13 protein-coding genes are annotated in these 16,032 nt (G+C 63.1%); 5 read left to right on the forward strand and 8 right to left on the reverse strand.

Translation table 11 applies throughout. From position 1 onward, the window contains the following. Positions 1-17: 17 nt before the first annotated feature. The 4 genes from F6S08_RS19795 (at position 18) to F6S08_RS19810 (ending at position 5,251) form a co-directional block, all read left to right on the forward strand. The gene (locus F6S08_RS19795; protein ID WP_315872209.1) at positions 18-1,226 is read left to right on the forward strand and encodes an aspartate transaminase; all 1,209 of its coding nucleotides are present in this window, start codon (positions 18-20) and stop codon (positions 1,224-1,226) included. 9 nt (positions 1,227-1,235) lie between these two features. After that, positions 1,236-2,786, forward strand: coding sequence for an MFS transporter (locus F6S08_RS19800; protein WP_315872210.1), 1,551 nt, complete (start codon positions 1,236-1,238; stop codon positions 2,784-2,786). A gap of 63 nt (positions 2,787-2,849) precedes the next feature. Continuing rightward, the gene (locus F6S08_RS19805) at positions 2,850-4,181 is read left to right on the forward strand and encodes an OprD family porin (protein WP_315872211.1); all 1,332 of its coding nucleotides are present in this window, start codon (positions 2,850-2,852) and stop codon (positions 4,179-4,181) included. 245 nt (positions 4,182-4,426) lie between these two features. Continuing rightward, complete coding sequence (locus F6S08_RS19810) at positions 4,427-5,251, forward strand: 5'-nucleotidase, lipoprotein e(P4) family (protein ID WP_315872212.1); 825 nt, start codon at positions 4,427-4,429, stop codon at positions 5,249-5,251. 7 nt (positions 5,252-5,258) lie between these two features. On the opposite strand, the gene F6S08_RS19815 is transcribed toward F6S08_RS19810, so the two are convergent. From F6S08_RS19815 to gabT, 6 genes are all read right to left on the reverse strand, one after another. Beyond that, complete coding sequence (locus tag F6S08_RS19815; RefSeq protein WP_370671272.1) at positions 5,259-6,599, reverse strand: OprD family porin; 1,341 nt, start codon at positions 6,597-6,599, stop codon at positions 5,259-5,261. A gap of 69 nt (positions 6,600-6,668) precedes the next feature. Continuing rightward, positions 6,669-7,874 carry a DUF1624 domain-containing protein gene (locus tag F6S08_RS19820; RefSeq protein WP_315872213.1) on the reverse strand — a complete coding sequence of 402 codons (1,206 nt, stop codon included), beginning with the start codon at positions 7,872-7,874 and terminating at the stop codon, positions 6,669-6,671. 28 nt (positions 7,875-7,902) lie between these two features. Then, positions 7,903-8,673, reverse strand: a complete 771-nt coding sequence (locus F6S08_RS19825; RefSeq protein WP_315872214.1) for a DUF4198 domain-containing protein — start codon at positions 8,671-8,673, stop codon at positions 7,903-7,905. A gap of 829 nt (positions 8,674-9,502) precedes the next feature. After that, positions 9,503-9,991, reverse strand: coding sequence for an Lrp/AsnC family transcriptional regulator (locus F6S08_RS19830; protein WP_010449292.1), 489 nt, complete (start codon positions 9,989-9,991; stop codon positions 9,503-9,505). Between the two features lie 45 nt (positions 9,992-10,036). After that, positions 10,037-10,681, reverse strand: a complete 645-nt coding sequence (locus F6S08_RS19835; RefSeq protein WP_065926967.1) for a 2-haloalkanoic acid dehalogenase — start codon at positions 10,679-10,681, stop codon at positions 10,037-10,039. A gap of 48 nt (positions 10,682-10,729) precedes the next feature. Further along, on the reverse strand, positions 10,730-12,022 hold the full coding sequence (gene gabT, locus F6S08_RS19840; RefSeq protein WP_141606817.1) for a 4-aminobutyrate--2-oxoglutarate transaminase: 1,293 nt from the start codon (positions 12,020-12,022) through the stop codon (positions 10,730-10,732). Positions 12,023-12,216: 194 nt separating this feature from the next. On the opposite strand from gabT, the gene F6S08_RS19845 reads away from it, so the two are divergent. Then, positions 12,217-13,143 (forward strand): glyoxylate/hydroxypyruvate reductase A, encoded by a 927-nt coding sequence (locus tag F6S08_RS19845; protein WP_315872222.1) that lies wholly within the window; start codon positions 12,217-12,219, stop codon positions 13,141-13,143. A gap of 226 nt (positions 13,144-13,369) precedes the next feature. Here F6S08_RS19845 and F6S08_RS19850 read toward each other — a convergent pair whose 3' ends face one another. Together F6S08_RS19850 and F6S08_RS19855 are read right to left on the reverse strand one after the other, a co-directional pair. Next, complete coding sequence (locus F6S08_RS19850; RefSeq protein ID WP_092485781.1) at positions 13,370-14,461, reverse strand: tartrate dehydrogenase; 1,092 nt, start codon at positions 14,459-14,461, stop codon at positions 13,370-13,372. A gap of 20 nt (positions 14,462-14,481) precedes the next feature. After that, complete coding sequence (locus tag F6S08_RS19855) at positions 14,482-15,942, reverse strand: NAD-dependent succinate-semialdehyde dehydrogenase (RefSeq protein ID WP_315872215.1); 1,461 nt, start codon at positions 15,940-15,942, stop codon at positions 14,482-14,484. Between the last annotated feature and the right edge of the window lie 90 nt (positions 15,943-16,032).

Raw genomic sequence — 16,032 nt, forward strand, 5'->3', positions numbered from 1 at the left:
ATCAACGAGGAACGCCCGTGACTGCCTCCCGCATCGCCGCCCGTGTGCAACGCATCAAACCATCGCCCAGCAGCGCCGCGTCCGACCGCGCCAACGAGCTGCGTCGCCAGGGCCAGTCCATCATCAACCTGGTGGTGGGCGAGCCGGATTTCGATACGCCACCTAACATTCGCCAGGCCGCCAGTGCCGCCATCGAGCGCGGTGAAACCCGCTACACCCAGAACGCCGGTACCCCGGAGCTGCGCCAGGCCATCGTCGACAAGCTGGCACGGGAAAACGCCCTGATCTACACCGCCCAGCAAGTGCTGGTGACCAGCGGCGCCAAAAGTGCGATCTTCAACGCCTTCGCCGCCACCCTCGGCGCCGGCGATGAGGTGCTGATCCCGGCGCCATACTGGGTGTCGTACCCGGACATGGTGCTGGCCTGCGAAGGCGAGCCCGTGACCCTCGCCTGCCCTGAACACAACGGCTTCAAGCTGACCCCAGGCCAGCTGCGCGCGGCGATCACCCCGCGTACCCGCTGGCTGCTGCTCAACTCCCCCAGCAACCCCACCGGCGCCAGCTACAGCCACAGCGAATTGCGCGCCCTGGCCGATGTGCTGCTGGACTATCCCCATGTGCTGCTGATGACCGATGACATCTACGAGCACATCCGTTTCGACGGCCTGGACAACCCGCATATCCTCGCCATCGAGCCGGCCTTGAGCGAGCGCAGCCTGGTGGTCAACGGCGTGTCCAAGACCTACGCCATGACCGGCTGGCGCATCGGTTACGCCGCAGGCCCCACCGACCTGATCGGCGCCATGGCCACCCTGCAATCGCAGTCCACCAGCAATGCCTGCTCGATCAGCCAGGCGGCGGCGGTGGAAGCGCTCAACGGCGACCAGAGCTTCGTCAAGCAAAGCGTGTTGGTCTACCAGCAACGCCGCGACCGCTGCCTGGAGCTGCTCAATGCCATTCCCGGCCTCAGTTGCCGCAAGCCCGATGGTGCGTTCTACCTGTATGTGAATTGCGCTGGCCTGCTGGGTAAAACCACGCCCGAGGACAAGGTGCTGCACACCGACAGCGACGTCGTGATGTACCTGCTGGAAAGCCAGGGCGTGGCGGTGGTAGCCGGCACGGCGTATGGCCTGGCGCCGTTTTTCCGTATGTCGATCGCCACCGCGATCGCTACTCTCGACCAGGGCTGTGCACGCATCGCCACCGCCGTCACCGCGTTGCGCTGAGGGCCGACCATGACCGTGGCAGCCCACCCGCCCTTGAGTTTCCAGCAAGCCTTGCTGGCCATGCTCGGCATCTCCCTGGTGCTGATGCTCTCGGCACTCGACCAGACGGTGATCGGCAACGCCTTGCCAAGCATCGTCGCCGAACTCGATGGCTTTGAACTCTACGCGTGGGCGGCCACCGGTTACCTGTTGGCGTCCATCGTCACCATTCCGATTTTCGGGAGGCTGGGGGATTACTACGGGCGCAAGCCGTTCGTGCTCGCCGCCACGTTGATTTTCACCCTGGCCTCCCTGGCCTGCGCCGTGGCCGATGACATGCGGGTGCTGGTGATCGGCCGCGCCTTGCAAGGCGTGGGCGGCGGCATGCTGATCGGCACCGCGTTCGCCTGCATTCCCGAACTGTTTCCCGATACCCGTCAACGCCTGCGCTGGCAAATGCTCTTGAGTGCGCTGTTCAGCGTGGTCAATGCCATCGGCCCGGGCCTGGGGGGTTACCTGACCGGCGCCTTTGGCTGGCGCTCGGTGTTCTACCTCAACCTGCCCCTGGGGTGCCTGGCGCTGTTGATCGCCTGGCGCTTCCTGCCCTGGTACCGCCCGCAGCAACGCAACGGCATTCGCCTGGACTGGCCCGGCGCGCTGCTGATCGCCACAGCCCTGGGCAGCCTGCAATTGTTTGTGGAATGGCTGGGGCATTCGAGCCTGGCGTTGAGCGCCGCCCTGGGCCTGGGCTGTATTGCCGCGATCATCGCGCTGTGGCACTGGGAGCGGCGTTGCCCGCATGCGCTGTTGCCGGCGGCGTTATTCAGCTTGCCGAGCCTGCGATTGTTGTTCGTGCTGTCGGTGGCGGCCGGCGCGATCATGTTTTCGCTGTTGTTCTACCTGCCGCTGTTGCTGCAAGGCGCCTACGGCTACTCGCCCCAGGACGCCGGCCTGCTGATCACGCCGCTGGCGTTGAGCATCACCTTGGGGGCCATCGTCAACAGCCGCATCGTGACCCGTTTGCGCAACCCCAACCATTTGCCGCTGGCGGGCTTTGTCGCGCTGCTGCTGGCGTGCCTGGGCCTGGCCGTGGTCGGGCGCGGGGCCGAGTTCAACCTGTTGCTCGGTTTGATCCTGCTGGCCGGCCTGGGGCTGGGATTTATCCTGCTCAACCTCACGGTCTTCACCCAGACCCTGGCCGAACGGCAGTTCCTGGGGATTGCCACGGCACTGACCCAGTCCCTGCGCCTGGTCGGCGGGCTGCTCGGCACCGCGGGCATGGGGGTGCTGGTCAACCTGCTGTACAGCGCCAATGTGCAGCGGGTGTTTCTCGCCGCGAATCACGCCGAGGGCATTGCCGTGTACGCCGATCCGCAAACGCTGTTGCATGCCAGCCTCGACGCCTCGCCGTGGCTGAACCTGGCCCGGGATGCCCTGGCGCAGTCCGTTGGCGTAGGCCTGTTGCTGTGCGCCGGGATCGGCGTGCTGGCGCTGTTCATCCTGTACCGCTTGCCGCCGGTGCGACTGCATGTCGTGCCGGCCACCGTCGCTCCTGAAAAACCTGCTCCTGAAAACAAATAGAAAACCTTCACTGCCGCTTTTGACTGCCCTCAAAAAAACCAAACACACATGGGGATGACACCGATGGAGCTTTTCAATCGCGCACCGACAGTACTCGCCGGCCTTTGTGGCCTGCTGATCGCCCAACAGGGCTACGCCGCCGGCCTGGTGGAAGACAGCAAGCTCAACGTGCTGGCCCGCAACTTCTTCAGTAACGCCGACAACCGCAGCGGCGCGGCCGACCCCAACTACACCCAGGAATGGGGCCAGGGCTTTATCGCCAACTTCGAGTCGGGTTTCACCCAGGGCACGGTGGGCTTCGGCATCGACGCCATCGGTATGTTCGGTGTGCGCCTGGACTCCGGCAAGGGCCGTCACTACAACCCGCAAAGCACCGCATTCAACGGCAACGTGTTCCCCACCGATCACGATGGTCGCGCGGTGGACGAGTTCGGCAGCCTGGGCCTGACCGCCAAGGCACGCTTTGCCCGGACCGAGCTGAAATACGGGACCCTGGTGCCCATGCTGCCGGTGGTGATGTCCACCGACCGCATGCTGCAACAGACCTTCAACGGCGGGCAGGTACAGTCCAAGGACCTGGACCATTTCACCTTCACCCTCGGCCAGTTGGAACACGTGAAAGGCCGTGGTTCGAGCAACCAGATGGGCATGTCGATCCCGGGCGCCAACAACGCGGTCAGCGGTGAGTTCGTCAACAAGTTCTACTACGGCGGGGTCGACTACAAACCCACCAAAGACCTGACATTGCAGTACTACTACGGCAACCTGCAGGACTTCTATAAGCAGAACTTCCTGGGCCTCAAGTACGACTGGCAGATCGGCCCGGGCACCCTGCGCACCGACCTGCGCCACTTCGACAACCGCTCCGACGGTGCCAACGGCAACGACCCGGCGTTCTACACCTTCGGCTACTACGGCGACGGCGTGACCAAGGGCAAGGTCGACAGCCGCCTGAGCAGCGCCCTGTTCAGCTACCTGGTCAACGGCCATACGATTGCCGCCGGCCTGCAACAGGTCAGCGGCGACAGCGATGCGGTGTGGCTGAACCAGGGTGACGGTTCCACGGCCTACTTCATGACCGAGTCGATGATCGGCAAATTCCAGCGCGCCGGGGAAACCACCTGGCAGGTGCGTTACGGCTATGACTTCGCCACGGTCGGCGTGCCAGGCCTGAGCTTTATGGGCATGTACGAAAGTGGCTCGAACATCCGCACGCCAACGGGTGACAAGAGCGAGTGGGAACGCAACCTGACCGTGAGCTATGTGTTCCAGCAAGGCCCGCTGAAGAACCTGAGCATCGCCTTGCGCCATGCCTCATTGCGCACCGAAGTGACCACCCAGCGTGACAGCGATGAGCATCGGGTGATCATCAGTTACCCGTTGAGCATCTTGTAAGCCGATCAAATGTGGGAGGGGGCCTGCCCCCTCCCACAGTTTGACTGGCGTTATGGCTGGCTGATGTGTTCCAGGGTGTAGCGCAGCGATGCCGGCAACATCGAGCTGGCGATGAGGCCGATGCTAGATGATAAGTTTCACAATCACGTCAATTTCGCATCCGGCAAAAGTTTCGCAATGTGGTGAATCCACGCCGGATTAGGCTAAGGTGCCGCCCACGCGCCCTTTCCCTGCGAGACCTCTGCATGCGACCCCTGATCTTCGCCAGCCTGTGCCTGCTGGCAGGCTGCCAACAAACGCCGCCGGCCAACGACCAGCTCGACGCCGTACTCTGGACCCAGACCTCCATCGAACACGAGTTGATCTATCGCCAGGTCTTCGCCCATGCCACCCGCCAGCTCGACGTGGCGCTGGCCGATCCCAGCTGGGACGCGCTGCCCTTCCCGCCCCGCAACCTGAGCGGCCTGCCGCCGGCGGTGGTGGTGGATATTGACGAAACCCTGCTGGACAACGTGCCGCTCAATGCCCGCGACGTCATCAATAACCAAGTGTATGGCTACGACCGCTGGAACACCTGGGTCGACCAGGCCAAGGCCCAGGCCCTCCCCGGTGCCGTGGCGTTCCTGCAAGCGGCGCAACAAAAAGGCATCACGGTTTACTACCTGACCAACCGCGAGCACAGCCAGGTCGCGGCCACGGTGGCCAACCTGCGCCTGCGCGGTTTTCCGGTGGAGAGCCATCAACAGGTGCTCGCCGCCAGCACGCCTACCGGGCACTGCGAAAGCGCCGGCTACGGCAAGAACTGCCGCCGCCAATGGGTCGCCAGCCAGGCTCGCGTGCTATTGATGGCCGGTGATTCCCTGGGGGATTTCGTCCAGGCCGAACGCAACACCCTCGAGGCCCAGCGCAAGGCCGTCGAACCCTATGTGAACTGGCTCGGGCAGCGCTGGTTTTTGCTGCCCAACCCGACTTACGGCAACTGGTACAGCGCGCCCTATGGGGACGATGAAAAGCTGCCGTTCGCGCAGAAACGCCAGCTCAAGCAGCAGGCGTTGCAGTTGCAGGAATAACGCCGGCCTAGTGCAAGCGCCCGCCCAACGGGTACTCGACCGCCAGGCGGATCTGGTTGGCATCCAGCTCCGCCTGGGCCGCATTGCCCCGGTGCACGGCATGGCGCAGGGTAAAGGCGAGATTTTTCGCGGCCCCGGACTGCACCACGTAGCGTGCTTGCAGGTCGCGTTCCCAGTGTTTGCCCCCATCACCGTAGCCGAGCCATTGGTAGCCACCGCCAGGATCCATGTGGCGGCCGTCGATGCCACTGCCGCGTACATACAACGCCGCCAGGCTCAGGCCGGGCATGCCATGGGCCGCCAGGTCCAGGTCATAGCGCGCCTGCCACGAGGCCTCCCGTGGGGCGTTGAAGTCGGACAACGCCACGGCGTTGCTCAGGTAAATCGCCCCGCGCGTCACGTAGTCGAACGGCGTGTCGCCACTGACTTTCTGATACCCCACGCCCACACTGTGGGCACCGAACCGATAGGTCGAGAGCAGGCTCCAGGTGGTGTTATCGATGCGCCCCGACAACGCCTTGCCAGTGTCCTGGGTGCGATACAGGTTCAGGTCAACGGTCAGTGCCTGGCCGGGAAACAGCGGCCGGGTGTAGACCGCCCCCAGGTAATGCTGGCGCCAGGTGTCTTCATAGACAGCACTGAACACGCTGGCGCTCAGCCCCTTGATTGCCGTATTGCGCACGCCCACCAAGTCAAAGCGGTCGCCTTGCCTGCCGTTGGAATAGTTGACGACAAACCCTCGGTCATGGCTGCTGGCGTTGCGGTCGGTGCTCTCATTGAAGTGCCCCGCGAACAGGGTGGTGGCCGGCAACTCGCGGCTGGTCAACCACCATCCCGTCGCGGTTTCGGGCAGCAAGCGGCTGTCGGACGAGGCAAACACCGGGGTTTTCACCCGCTGCTCGCCGTAGCGCAATTCGGTGGAGGAAACGCGTAGTTTGGCAACTGCGCCACCGCGGCTGAACTGCTCCTTGGGGTGGCCGTCATTGTCCACCGCCAATAGCCGTGCCTTCCCGGCGCGCCCACCGCCACTGTCCAGTTGCCAGGCGGAATAAACGTGCGCATCCAGGCCAAAACCCAGGGTACCGGTGGTGAAACCCGAGGCGTAGTCAGCCATCAGGCCATAGGCCCATTCTTCCGCCAGGTCGCTGCGCTGGGATCGCGGTTTGTAGGCGTTGCGTGCGCCGTTGCTGAGGGCGCCATGCTGGTAGTCGCGGCGGTCGTAGACACTGCGGTTGAGCAGGTTCCACTGGCTGTCCTCGATAAAGCCTTTGGCGGTGTCTTGTTCGGCGGCGAAGGCGAGCAGGCTCTGCCCTCCCAATGCCAATAGCAGGGTGCGGGTCGATAGCATCTTCACGGTTTGACTCCAGAACGTGTCAGGCAAAGGTGTTCCGCAGGACGCAGAACACCGTTGGTTCCGTCAGAGGTATTTGAGAATCGCGATGTCGCGACGACGCTGTTTGAGGTCGGCGAACCAGCGTGTCGGGAAGAACAGCAACACCCCGAGTATCACGCTCCACAACCACACCATCGGCAGGTCGTCAAAACCGTAGTAGGTGCCTTGGTTGGCGCCCCAGATCGCCAGCGCGACCAGGTACATGGCCTTGAGCACGTACAGGTGCAGCAAGTAGAAAAACATCGGCGCCCCACCGTAGATCGCCAGGGTCGCAGTGGCCCAGCGGGCCTGCCACTTCTCGAACAGCGCCAACAGCAGCAGCGACAGGCCCAGGGTGGGCATCAGGAACATCAGCGACGGCGGGTATTTCTTCGCGCTCATGAAGCTCATGAAGGTGCGCAGCGCATCACCGGTCTGCACCCAGGGTTTCTCGCCATACACATTGAGGTAGCGGATAAACACGAACGCGACCAGCAGGCCTGCACCCAGCTTGACCAGGCGCGAGATACGCTCCGCCGACGGCATTGCCTTGCCAAACCACGGGCCGATGCCCCAGCCCAGCAGGATCACACCGATCCACGGCAATATCGGATACGTCGTGCGGGCGCGGGTGAATTCGGTAATGTCGATAAACACCCGCTGATGCAGGATCGACCAGGGCACGAAGAACGGCGACTCCGGCCCGACGCTCACGCCGTCGAGCAGGTTATGCCCAGCGACAATCGCCACCCCCAGCACGATCAGCCAGGCGCGTTTGAGGTGCAGCAAACCGGCGAGCACGATCATGCACAGGCCGATACACCAGATCACTTGCAGCCACAACGTCTTGGGTGGGAATTCGGCATTCCAGGCAAAGCACACGAAGGTGATTTCCAGGAACACCAGGAACAGCCCGCGCTTGAGCAAAAACACCGAGGTCTCGCGGGCGCTGTGTTTCTGGTTGTAGAGCCAGGCCGACAAGCCCGTCAGGAAGATAAACGCCGGGGCGCAGATCTCGCTGAGCATACGGGTGAAATACAGGTCCGGGGTGACACTCAAGGCGTCGATCGGGTCGGTGACCTGCCGGTGCAGCAAGAAGGTTTCGCGCACATGGTCGATGAGCATCAACAGCATCACAAAACCACGCAGCGCATCGATAGCCAGCATGCGCGTGGCCGCCGTGACGTTCGTGCGGGCAAGCGTCGGCGCAACAGTGCCCGCCTGACCGGCCAATCCTGAAGAAAGGGTCATATCAATCACTCATGAAGGAGGCAATGAATCAGGCAGACTTTTTCAGCCTGGCGACTTCCGATGCCGGCAGTTGCGACGGCGCGCGAGGTAACGCCGCCTGGCCTTGCTGGCGGTGGAACGACAACGTCGAACTGAAGCGTTTGACGTCAAACCGCTCGGGCTTGCCCGCCGGATCAAGACGCTCCCCAGGGCTGTTGTCCTGGTACTCGACGGCCACCACGTAAGTGCCCTGCCAGGGCAGCTCGAAGCTGACGTTGCCGGCGGCATCGCTGCGCTGCTTGAAGACTTCACCGGAGGCGGTTTCCAGCACGACCTCCTGGCCCGTCAGCGGCTTGCCCGCGTAGAACACCCGGAACTGCGCACGGCCCGCCTCGGCAACGCCGGTGGGGACGATATCCAGGGTCAGCTCCGGGCTACGGGCCCGCAGGTCACCGACCCAACGCGTGGCCGGGGTCCAGGCGGCTTTCAAGGTCTTGGCGCCTTCATGCACATCGAACATCGGATAGTGCATGTCTTGCGCCAGCAGCGAATCCTCTTGCCCGGGCTGCTCCGCCAGCAGGAACGCCTGGCGCTGCAGGCTCAGCTGCAGCGGTGCCGACCGGTCGGCCATCGACCAGGCCCGCAGCTGCCTGAACCGGTCCATGCCCCCCGGGGTCACCTCCAGAACATTCTTGTCATACTCCCCGTAGTACAAGGCCAATGGCTGGCCGGGAAGTTGTTCGTACCAAATCTGATGCGCCTCGCTGGCGGTCGCCAGCATGAACGCCCCATAACCCAACAGTGCTTTTGCGTTGCTCATTCGCATTTTTTTCGCTCCGATTGGTGGTGTTCAACCCAAGGCTGTCGCGGCTGGAAAACACCGCACAACCCTGCGCTCCCTCACTCTGCGAGCATTACAGCGCAGGCCCTTTTGCGTTTTTCGCCGAATTGCACCCACGGATCGGTGCAGACCACTGTTTAAGGGCCCGAAAAAGTGTTTTATGCGGGTTGCGTCGAGATAAGGCGTTTAGCCAAGACTACGAGGGGGAGTGTCCAATTGAGGTGCAAAAGCAGTGAGCTTTGATCGTTCCCACGCCCTGCGCAAAGCTGTGTACCTGATGTACCGAGGTGCCTGCATCGCAGGCCAGCTCCCACATCTGAACCGGTTCCCCCCATAAAGCGGGGTCAGCTGACAGACCGTCATTGGGGCATAGCTATCTACAACGTCGTAGCCGCCAACAGTAACCACGATGCGAAGCGAGCCGCCCTTGATCTTGATCTTGCTTTTGATCTTGATCTTGATCTCAGGCGCCCCGTTAAACCACGCTGGCCGGAATTCGATAGTGATTTGGGGGGTAAACCGGCAGGGATGCCGGTTTAGCCGCCCCGCGCCATGGATGGCGCGTGGCGGCGGCCCCCCAAATCACTGTCGGATTACGGGCACACCGAGCCTGGGCGAGGTGCCGAGTGGTGGGGCGAAGGCCTTTTGCTTACTTTTGGGCCTCTCCAAAAGTGAGTCGCTGTAAGAGCGAAACCATAAGTGGCCGTGACCGCAGCAACGGATATGTACTCATTCCACGCCAACATCCTGGTCGGCTGTCAGGCCGCCATCAGGGGCAAGCCCCCTCCCACAGGAAAGCGAGCGTGTGTCAGTGCCGCAGCAACTTGCGCAACGGCACACCATCCTTGAGCACCGGTGACTTGATCACGATGTAGCTGAAGTACTTGGAGATGCCAATGTTCTTATCCAACAGGCTCTCGACCACTTCCTGGTAGTGCTGGATGCTGCGAGTCATGAAACGCACCAGATAGTCGTAGCCACCGCTGATCAAGTGGCACTCAAGTACCTCGTCCACCAGGCGGATATTCGATTCGAACTTGGCGAAGTCTTCGCGTTTATGGTCGCTGAGGGTGATCTCGGTAAACACCGTCACCGAGTCGGTGATCTTGGCCAGGTTCAAGTGCGCCTTGTAGCTGGAAATATACCCGGCCGACTCCAGCCGCTTGACCCGTTGCAGGCAGGGGCTGGCGGACAGGCCCACGGCGTCGGCGAGGCTGACATTGGTCATCCGCCCGTCTTTTTGCAGTTCAACCAGAATACTGATGTCGATCCGGTCCAGCTTGACTTGCCCTTCCATCACGTACCTCTTGACTGCCGTTTGTAAGACAATCTTCTAGCAAAATCAGCGCCGTAAAGACAGCTGATGCTGCGCCACCAGATCCGCCATGCTGTTGATGCAGTACTCCGCCGCACAAGGCGAAGGCTGCCGTGCCCGGTGGCGGCCGATCAAACAGCGGTCCAGCGCCCCGTGTGCGCCGACCGCCGGTCGCGTCACATGCAGCACCGGTTGCAGCTGCGCGCCTCGGTCCGTGAGCCATTGCGGGTCTTCGGCCAGGGAAATGAAATCTTCCGGTGCAATCCCCAATCGCTCGCACAACACCCCGCGGTCCTCGGCATCACGGTCGCCACGCACCAGCAAACGGTAGAACTTGCGCAGGTACAGCATGGCCCCCGGCGCATCCTCGAACAACGACCAATTGCCCGCCGAACGCGCAAAGCTCATGCCCTCCTCCCAACTGGCGTGCAGCCCCCAACTTTCGGCCAGTTGGCGATGGGCAAAACACAACACGCCACTGAAGCCCAGCTCGGCGAAACGCGGGTAGAGCCTGGCAACCTGCGTGTTGAATTCGGCCAGCACCTGATCCTTGGCCGGCTGCCCGCCACGGCTGTCGAGCAGCGGCTGCAACGCCGCCCACACCCCTGAATCGCGATCCACCAGCACTTCATCGCAATCGATCAGCAACGCTCGATAATCTGTCAGTCCCATGTGGGGTCAAGCCTCCAATGCCGCAGTTGGCCCGTAGCGGGCACAGCCTCAGTTCAAGACCCGTGCCAAGGCGCCGTCGAGGATTTCCAGCGCTTCGTCGACCTGGGCTTCGCTGGTCACCAGCGGCGCGAGGAAGCGCAGCACATTGCGATGCACCCCGCACTTGATCACCAGCAAACCACCGGCCCGGGCTGCATCGATCAGGCGTTGGTTGAGGTCGGCATCCGGGGTGCGGGCCGGGTCATCCTTGATCAACTCCATCGCCAACATAAAGCCGGTGCCGCGCACATCGCCGATGCGCGAGCAGCGCGCCTGCAAATCGAGCAACCCCTGGCGCAGGCGCTCGCCCAGTACTTGGCTGCGCGCCAGCAACTGCTCCTGCTCGAACGCATCGATCACCGCCAACGCCGCCGCACAGGCCAGCGCATTACCACCGTAGGTGCCGCCCAGACCGCCGGGCAGCGGTGCATCCATGATGTGCGCCTTGCCGACCACGCCGGACAACGGCAAGCCGCCGGCCAGGCTCTTGGCCACGGTGACCAGGTCGGGCTGGATACCCGCGTGCTGGAAACCGAACCAGGTGCCGGTGCGACCGAAGCCGGTCTGGATCTCGTCGAGGATCAACACGATGCCATGCTTGTCGGCCAACGCCCGCAGCGCCTGGAGAAACTCAGGGGGCGCAGTGAGGAAACCGCCATCGCCCTGCACCGGTTCGATGATGATCGCAGCCACCCGCTCCGGCGCTACCTGGGTCGCCAGCAACTCATCCAGGGCCTTGAGCGCGATGTCGCTGGTCACGCCGCGATAAGCGTTCGGGTAAGGGGTATGGAACACCTCCGGCGCAAACGGCCCGAAGTTCTGCTTGTAGGGCTGGCTCATGCCGGTGAGCGTGGTGCCCAGCAATGTGCGCCCGTGGAAACCGCCACGGAAGGCGATGACCGCCGAGCGATTGGTATGGGCGCGGGCGATCTTCACCGCATTTTCCACCGCCTCGGCGCCGGAGGTGAAAAACGCCGCTTTATAGGCTTCCTGGCCGCCGATCATTTCACACAGGCGCTGGGCCAGGTCGAGGTAAGGCTGGTAGGCCACCACCTGGAAGCAGGCATGGGAAACCTTCTGCAACTGGGCCTGCACGGCGGCGACCACCTTGGGGTGGTTATGGCCGATGTTGAGCACGCCGATACCGCCGACGAAGTCCAGGTAACGCTTGCCATCCACGTCCCACAATTCGGCGCCCTGGGCGCGGTCGATCACCAGCGGGTGCGCGGTCACCAGGCCACGGGGCACGAACTGCTCGCGCTGACGGAGCAAATGAGGGGTTTCGTCGACTTTGCTATTCATGGCATTTCCCATCGTGAGTCCGGCAACCGGAAGGTGGTTGCGATGCAGTCCAGAGTACGGCCTGCGGGCAACCAACTACGCCGAACTTGCCCCGTGAGAAATTCGGATCAACTGTTTTCGCCCCGCGTTTCAACAGATCCTGCGCCGGGCTTTGGGCGATGATGATGCTTCCGTTTATCCAGCAGGAAATGCCCATGGCCTTGCTCTACAAAGCTGACCCGGTGCGCGGCCGACACTGGCAGGCACTGTTCGCCCAACACGCGCCGGATATCGAGTGGCGCACCTGGCCCGACCTCGGCAACCCCGCCGAGGTCGACTACCTGGCCGCCTGGCAGGCACCGGAAGATCTGGCCCGCGTGCTGCCCAACCTGAAGGTGTTGTTCGCCTTGTCGGCCGGTGTCGATCAGTTGGACCTTGATCGCCTGCCTGCGGGCCTGCCGGTGGTGCGCCTGCTGGACCCGGGCATCACCCGCGGCATGTGCGAGTACGCCAGTTGGGCGGTGCTGAGTCTGCACCGCGACATGCTGCGCTATCGCCAGCAGCAGGTGGCGCGCTGTTGGCAGGCGCACCTGTTGCAGCCAGCTGCGAACCGGCGTGTGGGCGTGATGGGGTTGGGTGCCCAGGCCCAGCAGATCCTGGCGACCTTGGCACCCCTGGGCTTTGCCCTGTCCGGCTGGGCGCGCAGTGCGCACCAGGTGCCGGGGGTGGAGTGTTATGCGGGGGAAGCGCAACTCCCGGCGTTTCTTAGCCAGTGCGATATTTTGCTGTGCGTGTTGCCGTTGACGGAGCAGACCCAGGGGATCCTGGACCGGCGCTTGTTTGCGCAACTGCCACGGGGGGCGGGGTTGGTGAATATGGGCCGTGGGGGGCACCTGGTTGAAGAGGATTTGCTCGAGGCGCTGGAGAGTGGGCAGTTGAGTGGGGCGGTGCTGGATGTGCTGCGGGAAGAGCCGGCGGCACCGGAGCATCCGTTCTGGGGGCATCCGCAGGTGTTGTTGACGCCGCATATTGCGGCGATGACGCAGCCGGAGAGTGCGTTTGCGGTGTTGTTGGAGAATATTCGGCGATTTGAGCGGGGGGAGGAGATGGTGGGTGAGGTGGATCGGTTGCGGGGGTATTGAGTACCTATTCGGTTCCAAGGCCGTCGGTTCCAAGGCCGCAAGAGCAGGCCAAGGTTTACCTGATGTATGCAGATCAAATTGTGGGAGGGGGCTTGCTCCCGATGGCGGTGGGTCAGTACCAGATGCATCCACTGACACCGCCTCATCGGGAGCAAGCCCCCTCCCACATTTTTAACCCAGTACATCAGGCAGAACGCCGGTCGGCTATAAGGCCGCCGCGCTTTGATCAATTCGTCTCAGTCAACCGCGTCGCAATTGCCAATCCCACATCCTGAGTCGATCCCCGGCCCCCCAAATCCGGCGTCACCACCCCTTCTGCAATCACCGCCTCAATCGCCCGCAATATCCCATCATGCGCGTCCCGATAACGCCCTTCCCCATTGCCCAAAAAGTCCAGCATCAATGCCCCCGACCAGATCATCGCAATCGGATTGGCAATGTTCTGCCCATAGATATCCGGCGCAGATCCATGCACCGGCTCGAACAACGACGGAAACCGCCGCTCCGGATCCAGGTTCGCCGACGGCGCTATCCCGATGGTCCCCGCACACGCCGGCCCCAGGTCCGACAGGATGTCGCCGAACAGATTCGAGGCCACCACCACATCAAAGCGGTCCGGCTGCAACACAAACCGCGCACACAGGATGTCGATGTGCTGCTTGTCCCACGTCACCTCGGGATAGTTCGCCGCCATCAATGCCGTGCGTTCATCCCAGTAAGGCATGCTGATGGAAATCCCATTGGACTTGGTCGCCGCCGTCAGCTTCTTGCGCGGACGAGTCTGGGCCAGGTCGAAGGCGAACTTGAGAATGCGATCAACCCCACGTCGAGTGAACACCGATTCCTGCAGCACGAACTCATGCTCGGTGCCTTCAAACATCTTGCCGCCCACCGAGGAGTATTCGCCCTCGGTGTTTTCGCGGATCACCACAAAGTCGATGTCCCCCGGCGCGCGCCCGGCCAGAGGGCAAGGCACGCCGGGGAACAGCCGCACCGGGCGGATGTTCACGTACTGGTCGAAGTCGCGGCGGAACTTGAGCAGCGAGCCCCACAGGGAAATATGGTCCGGGACTTTGTCCGGCCAGCCCACGGCGCCGAAGTAGATCGCGTCAAAGCCCTTGAGCTGCTCGAACCAGTCCTCGGGCATCATCTGCCCGTGTTCCAGGTAGTAATCGCAGTGGGCCCAGTCGAGCACTTCGATGCTCAGGTCCAGGTCCCAGATCCTGGCGGCCTGCTCCAGTACCCGCAGCCCTTCGGGCAGGACTTCCTTGCCGATGCCATCGCCGGCAATCGCGGCGATTCTGAATGCCTTGCTCATGGTGTGTGCCTCGCAAAAATTCAGTTCAAGCCGCCGATATGGAAGGCTTTGACTTCAAGGTATTCGTCCAGGCCGTACTTGCTGCCTTCGCGCCCCAGGCCCGATTGCTTGATGCCGCCGAACGGCGCGACTTCCATCGAGATGATCCCCGTGTTGAGCCCGACCATGCCGAACTCCAGGGCCTCGCCAAAGCGCCACGAACGCTGCAGGTCCTGGGTGAAATAGTAGGCGCCCAGGCCGTACGGGGTGGCGTTGGCCAGGGCGAGGGCCTGGGCTTCGTCGGTAAAGCGCATCAGCGGTGCCACCGGGCCGAAGGTTTCTTCATTGGCCAGCAACATCCCGGCGAGGGTATCGCCAAGTACCGTGGGCTGCACAAACTGGCTGTCACCGCTGGGGACGGCGCCGCACAGCAACTGGGCGCCCTGGCTCAGGGCGTCGTCGATATGCCGCGCGACTTTGCTCACCGCTGCGGGGTTGATCAGCGGGCCGATGGTCACGCCGTCGTCCAGGCCGTTGCCGACCTTGAGCTTGCCCACCTCCTCCACCAGTCGCGCCGCGAAACGCGCATAGATACCCTCCTGCACCAGGATGCGGTTAGCGCACACGCAGGTTTGCCCGGCGTTGCGAAACTTGCTGAGCATTACCCCGGCCACCGCCTGTTCAAGGTCGGCGTCATCGAACACGATAAACGGCGCATTGCCGCCCAGTTCCAGGCTCAAGCGCTTGATGTGCTCGGCACTCTGGCGCATCAACAGGCGGCCGACGGCGGTGGAGCCGGTAAAGGAAATCTTGCGCACCGCCGGGTTGCCGGTCAGCTCTTCGCCAATGCCGGCGGGTAAGCCGGTGATCACATTGAACACCCCGGCCGGAATGCCGACGCGCTCGGCCAGCACCGCCAGGGCCAGGGCCGACAGCGGCGTGAGGTCCGAGGGTTTGACGATGATCGGGCAACCGGCGGCCAGCGCCGGCGCGCATTTGCGCGTGATCATCGCGTTGGGGAAATTCCATGGGGTGATGGCGGCGCATACGCCCACCGGTTGCTTGAGGGTCAGCAAACGCCGATCACCGCTGGGCGCGGGCATGGTTTCGCCGTAGACCCGGCGCGCTTCCTCGGCGAACCATTTGACGAAACCGGCACCGTAGCGCACTTCGCCACGGGCTTCGTTCAGGGGTTTGCCCTGCTCGCAGGTCATGATCAGCGCCAGGTCATCGAGGTTGTCGATCATCACCTGGTACCAGCGCTCCAGCAGCGCCGCGCGTTCGGCAGCCGGGCGTGCGCGCCAGGCCGGCCAGGCACGCTCGGCGGCTTCGATGGCGCGGCGGGTGTCCACCGCGTCCATGGCCGGCACCTGGGCAATCAAGTGGCCGGTGGCCGGGTCGCGGATGTCCAGGGTGGCGCCGCTGTCGGCAGCGATCCACTGGCCATCTACGTAGGCGAGTTCAGCCAGCAGGCTGGGGTCTTGCAAGCGATTCTTGAGCATGGTCGAGTCCTGATCCGAGACACGCTCCAGTCTAGGGAGGCGCCGCAAACGAGGATGCCGAAAGCGCGGTTAAAGCAGCGTGCCGTGCTG

It is taken from the genome of Pseudomonas sp. JV449 (genome assembly GCF_032424295.1).
In the GTDB taxonomy this organism is placed as follows: domain Bacteria; phylum Pseudomonadota; class Gammaproteobacteria; order Pseudomonadales; family Pseudomonadaceae; genus Aquipseudomonas; species Aquipseudomonas marginalis.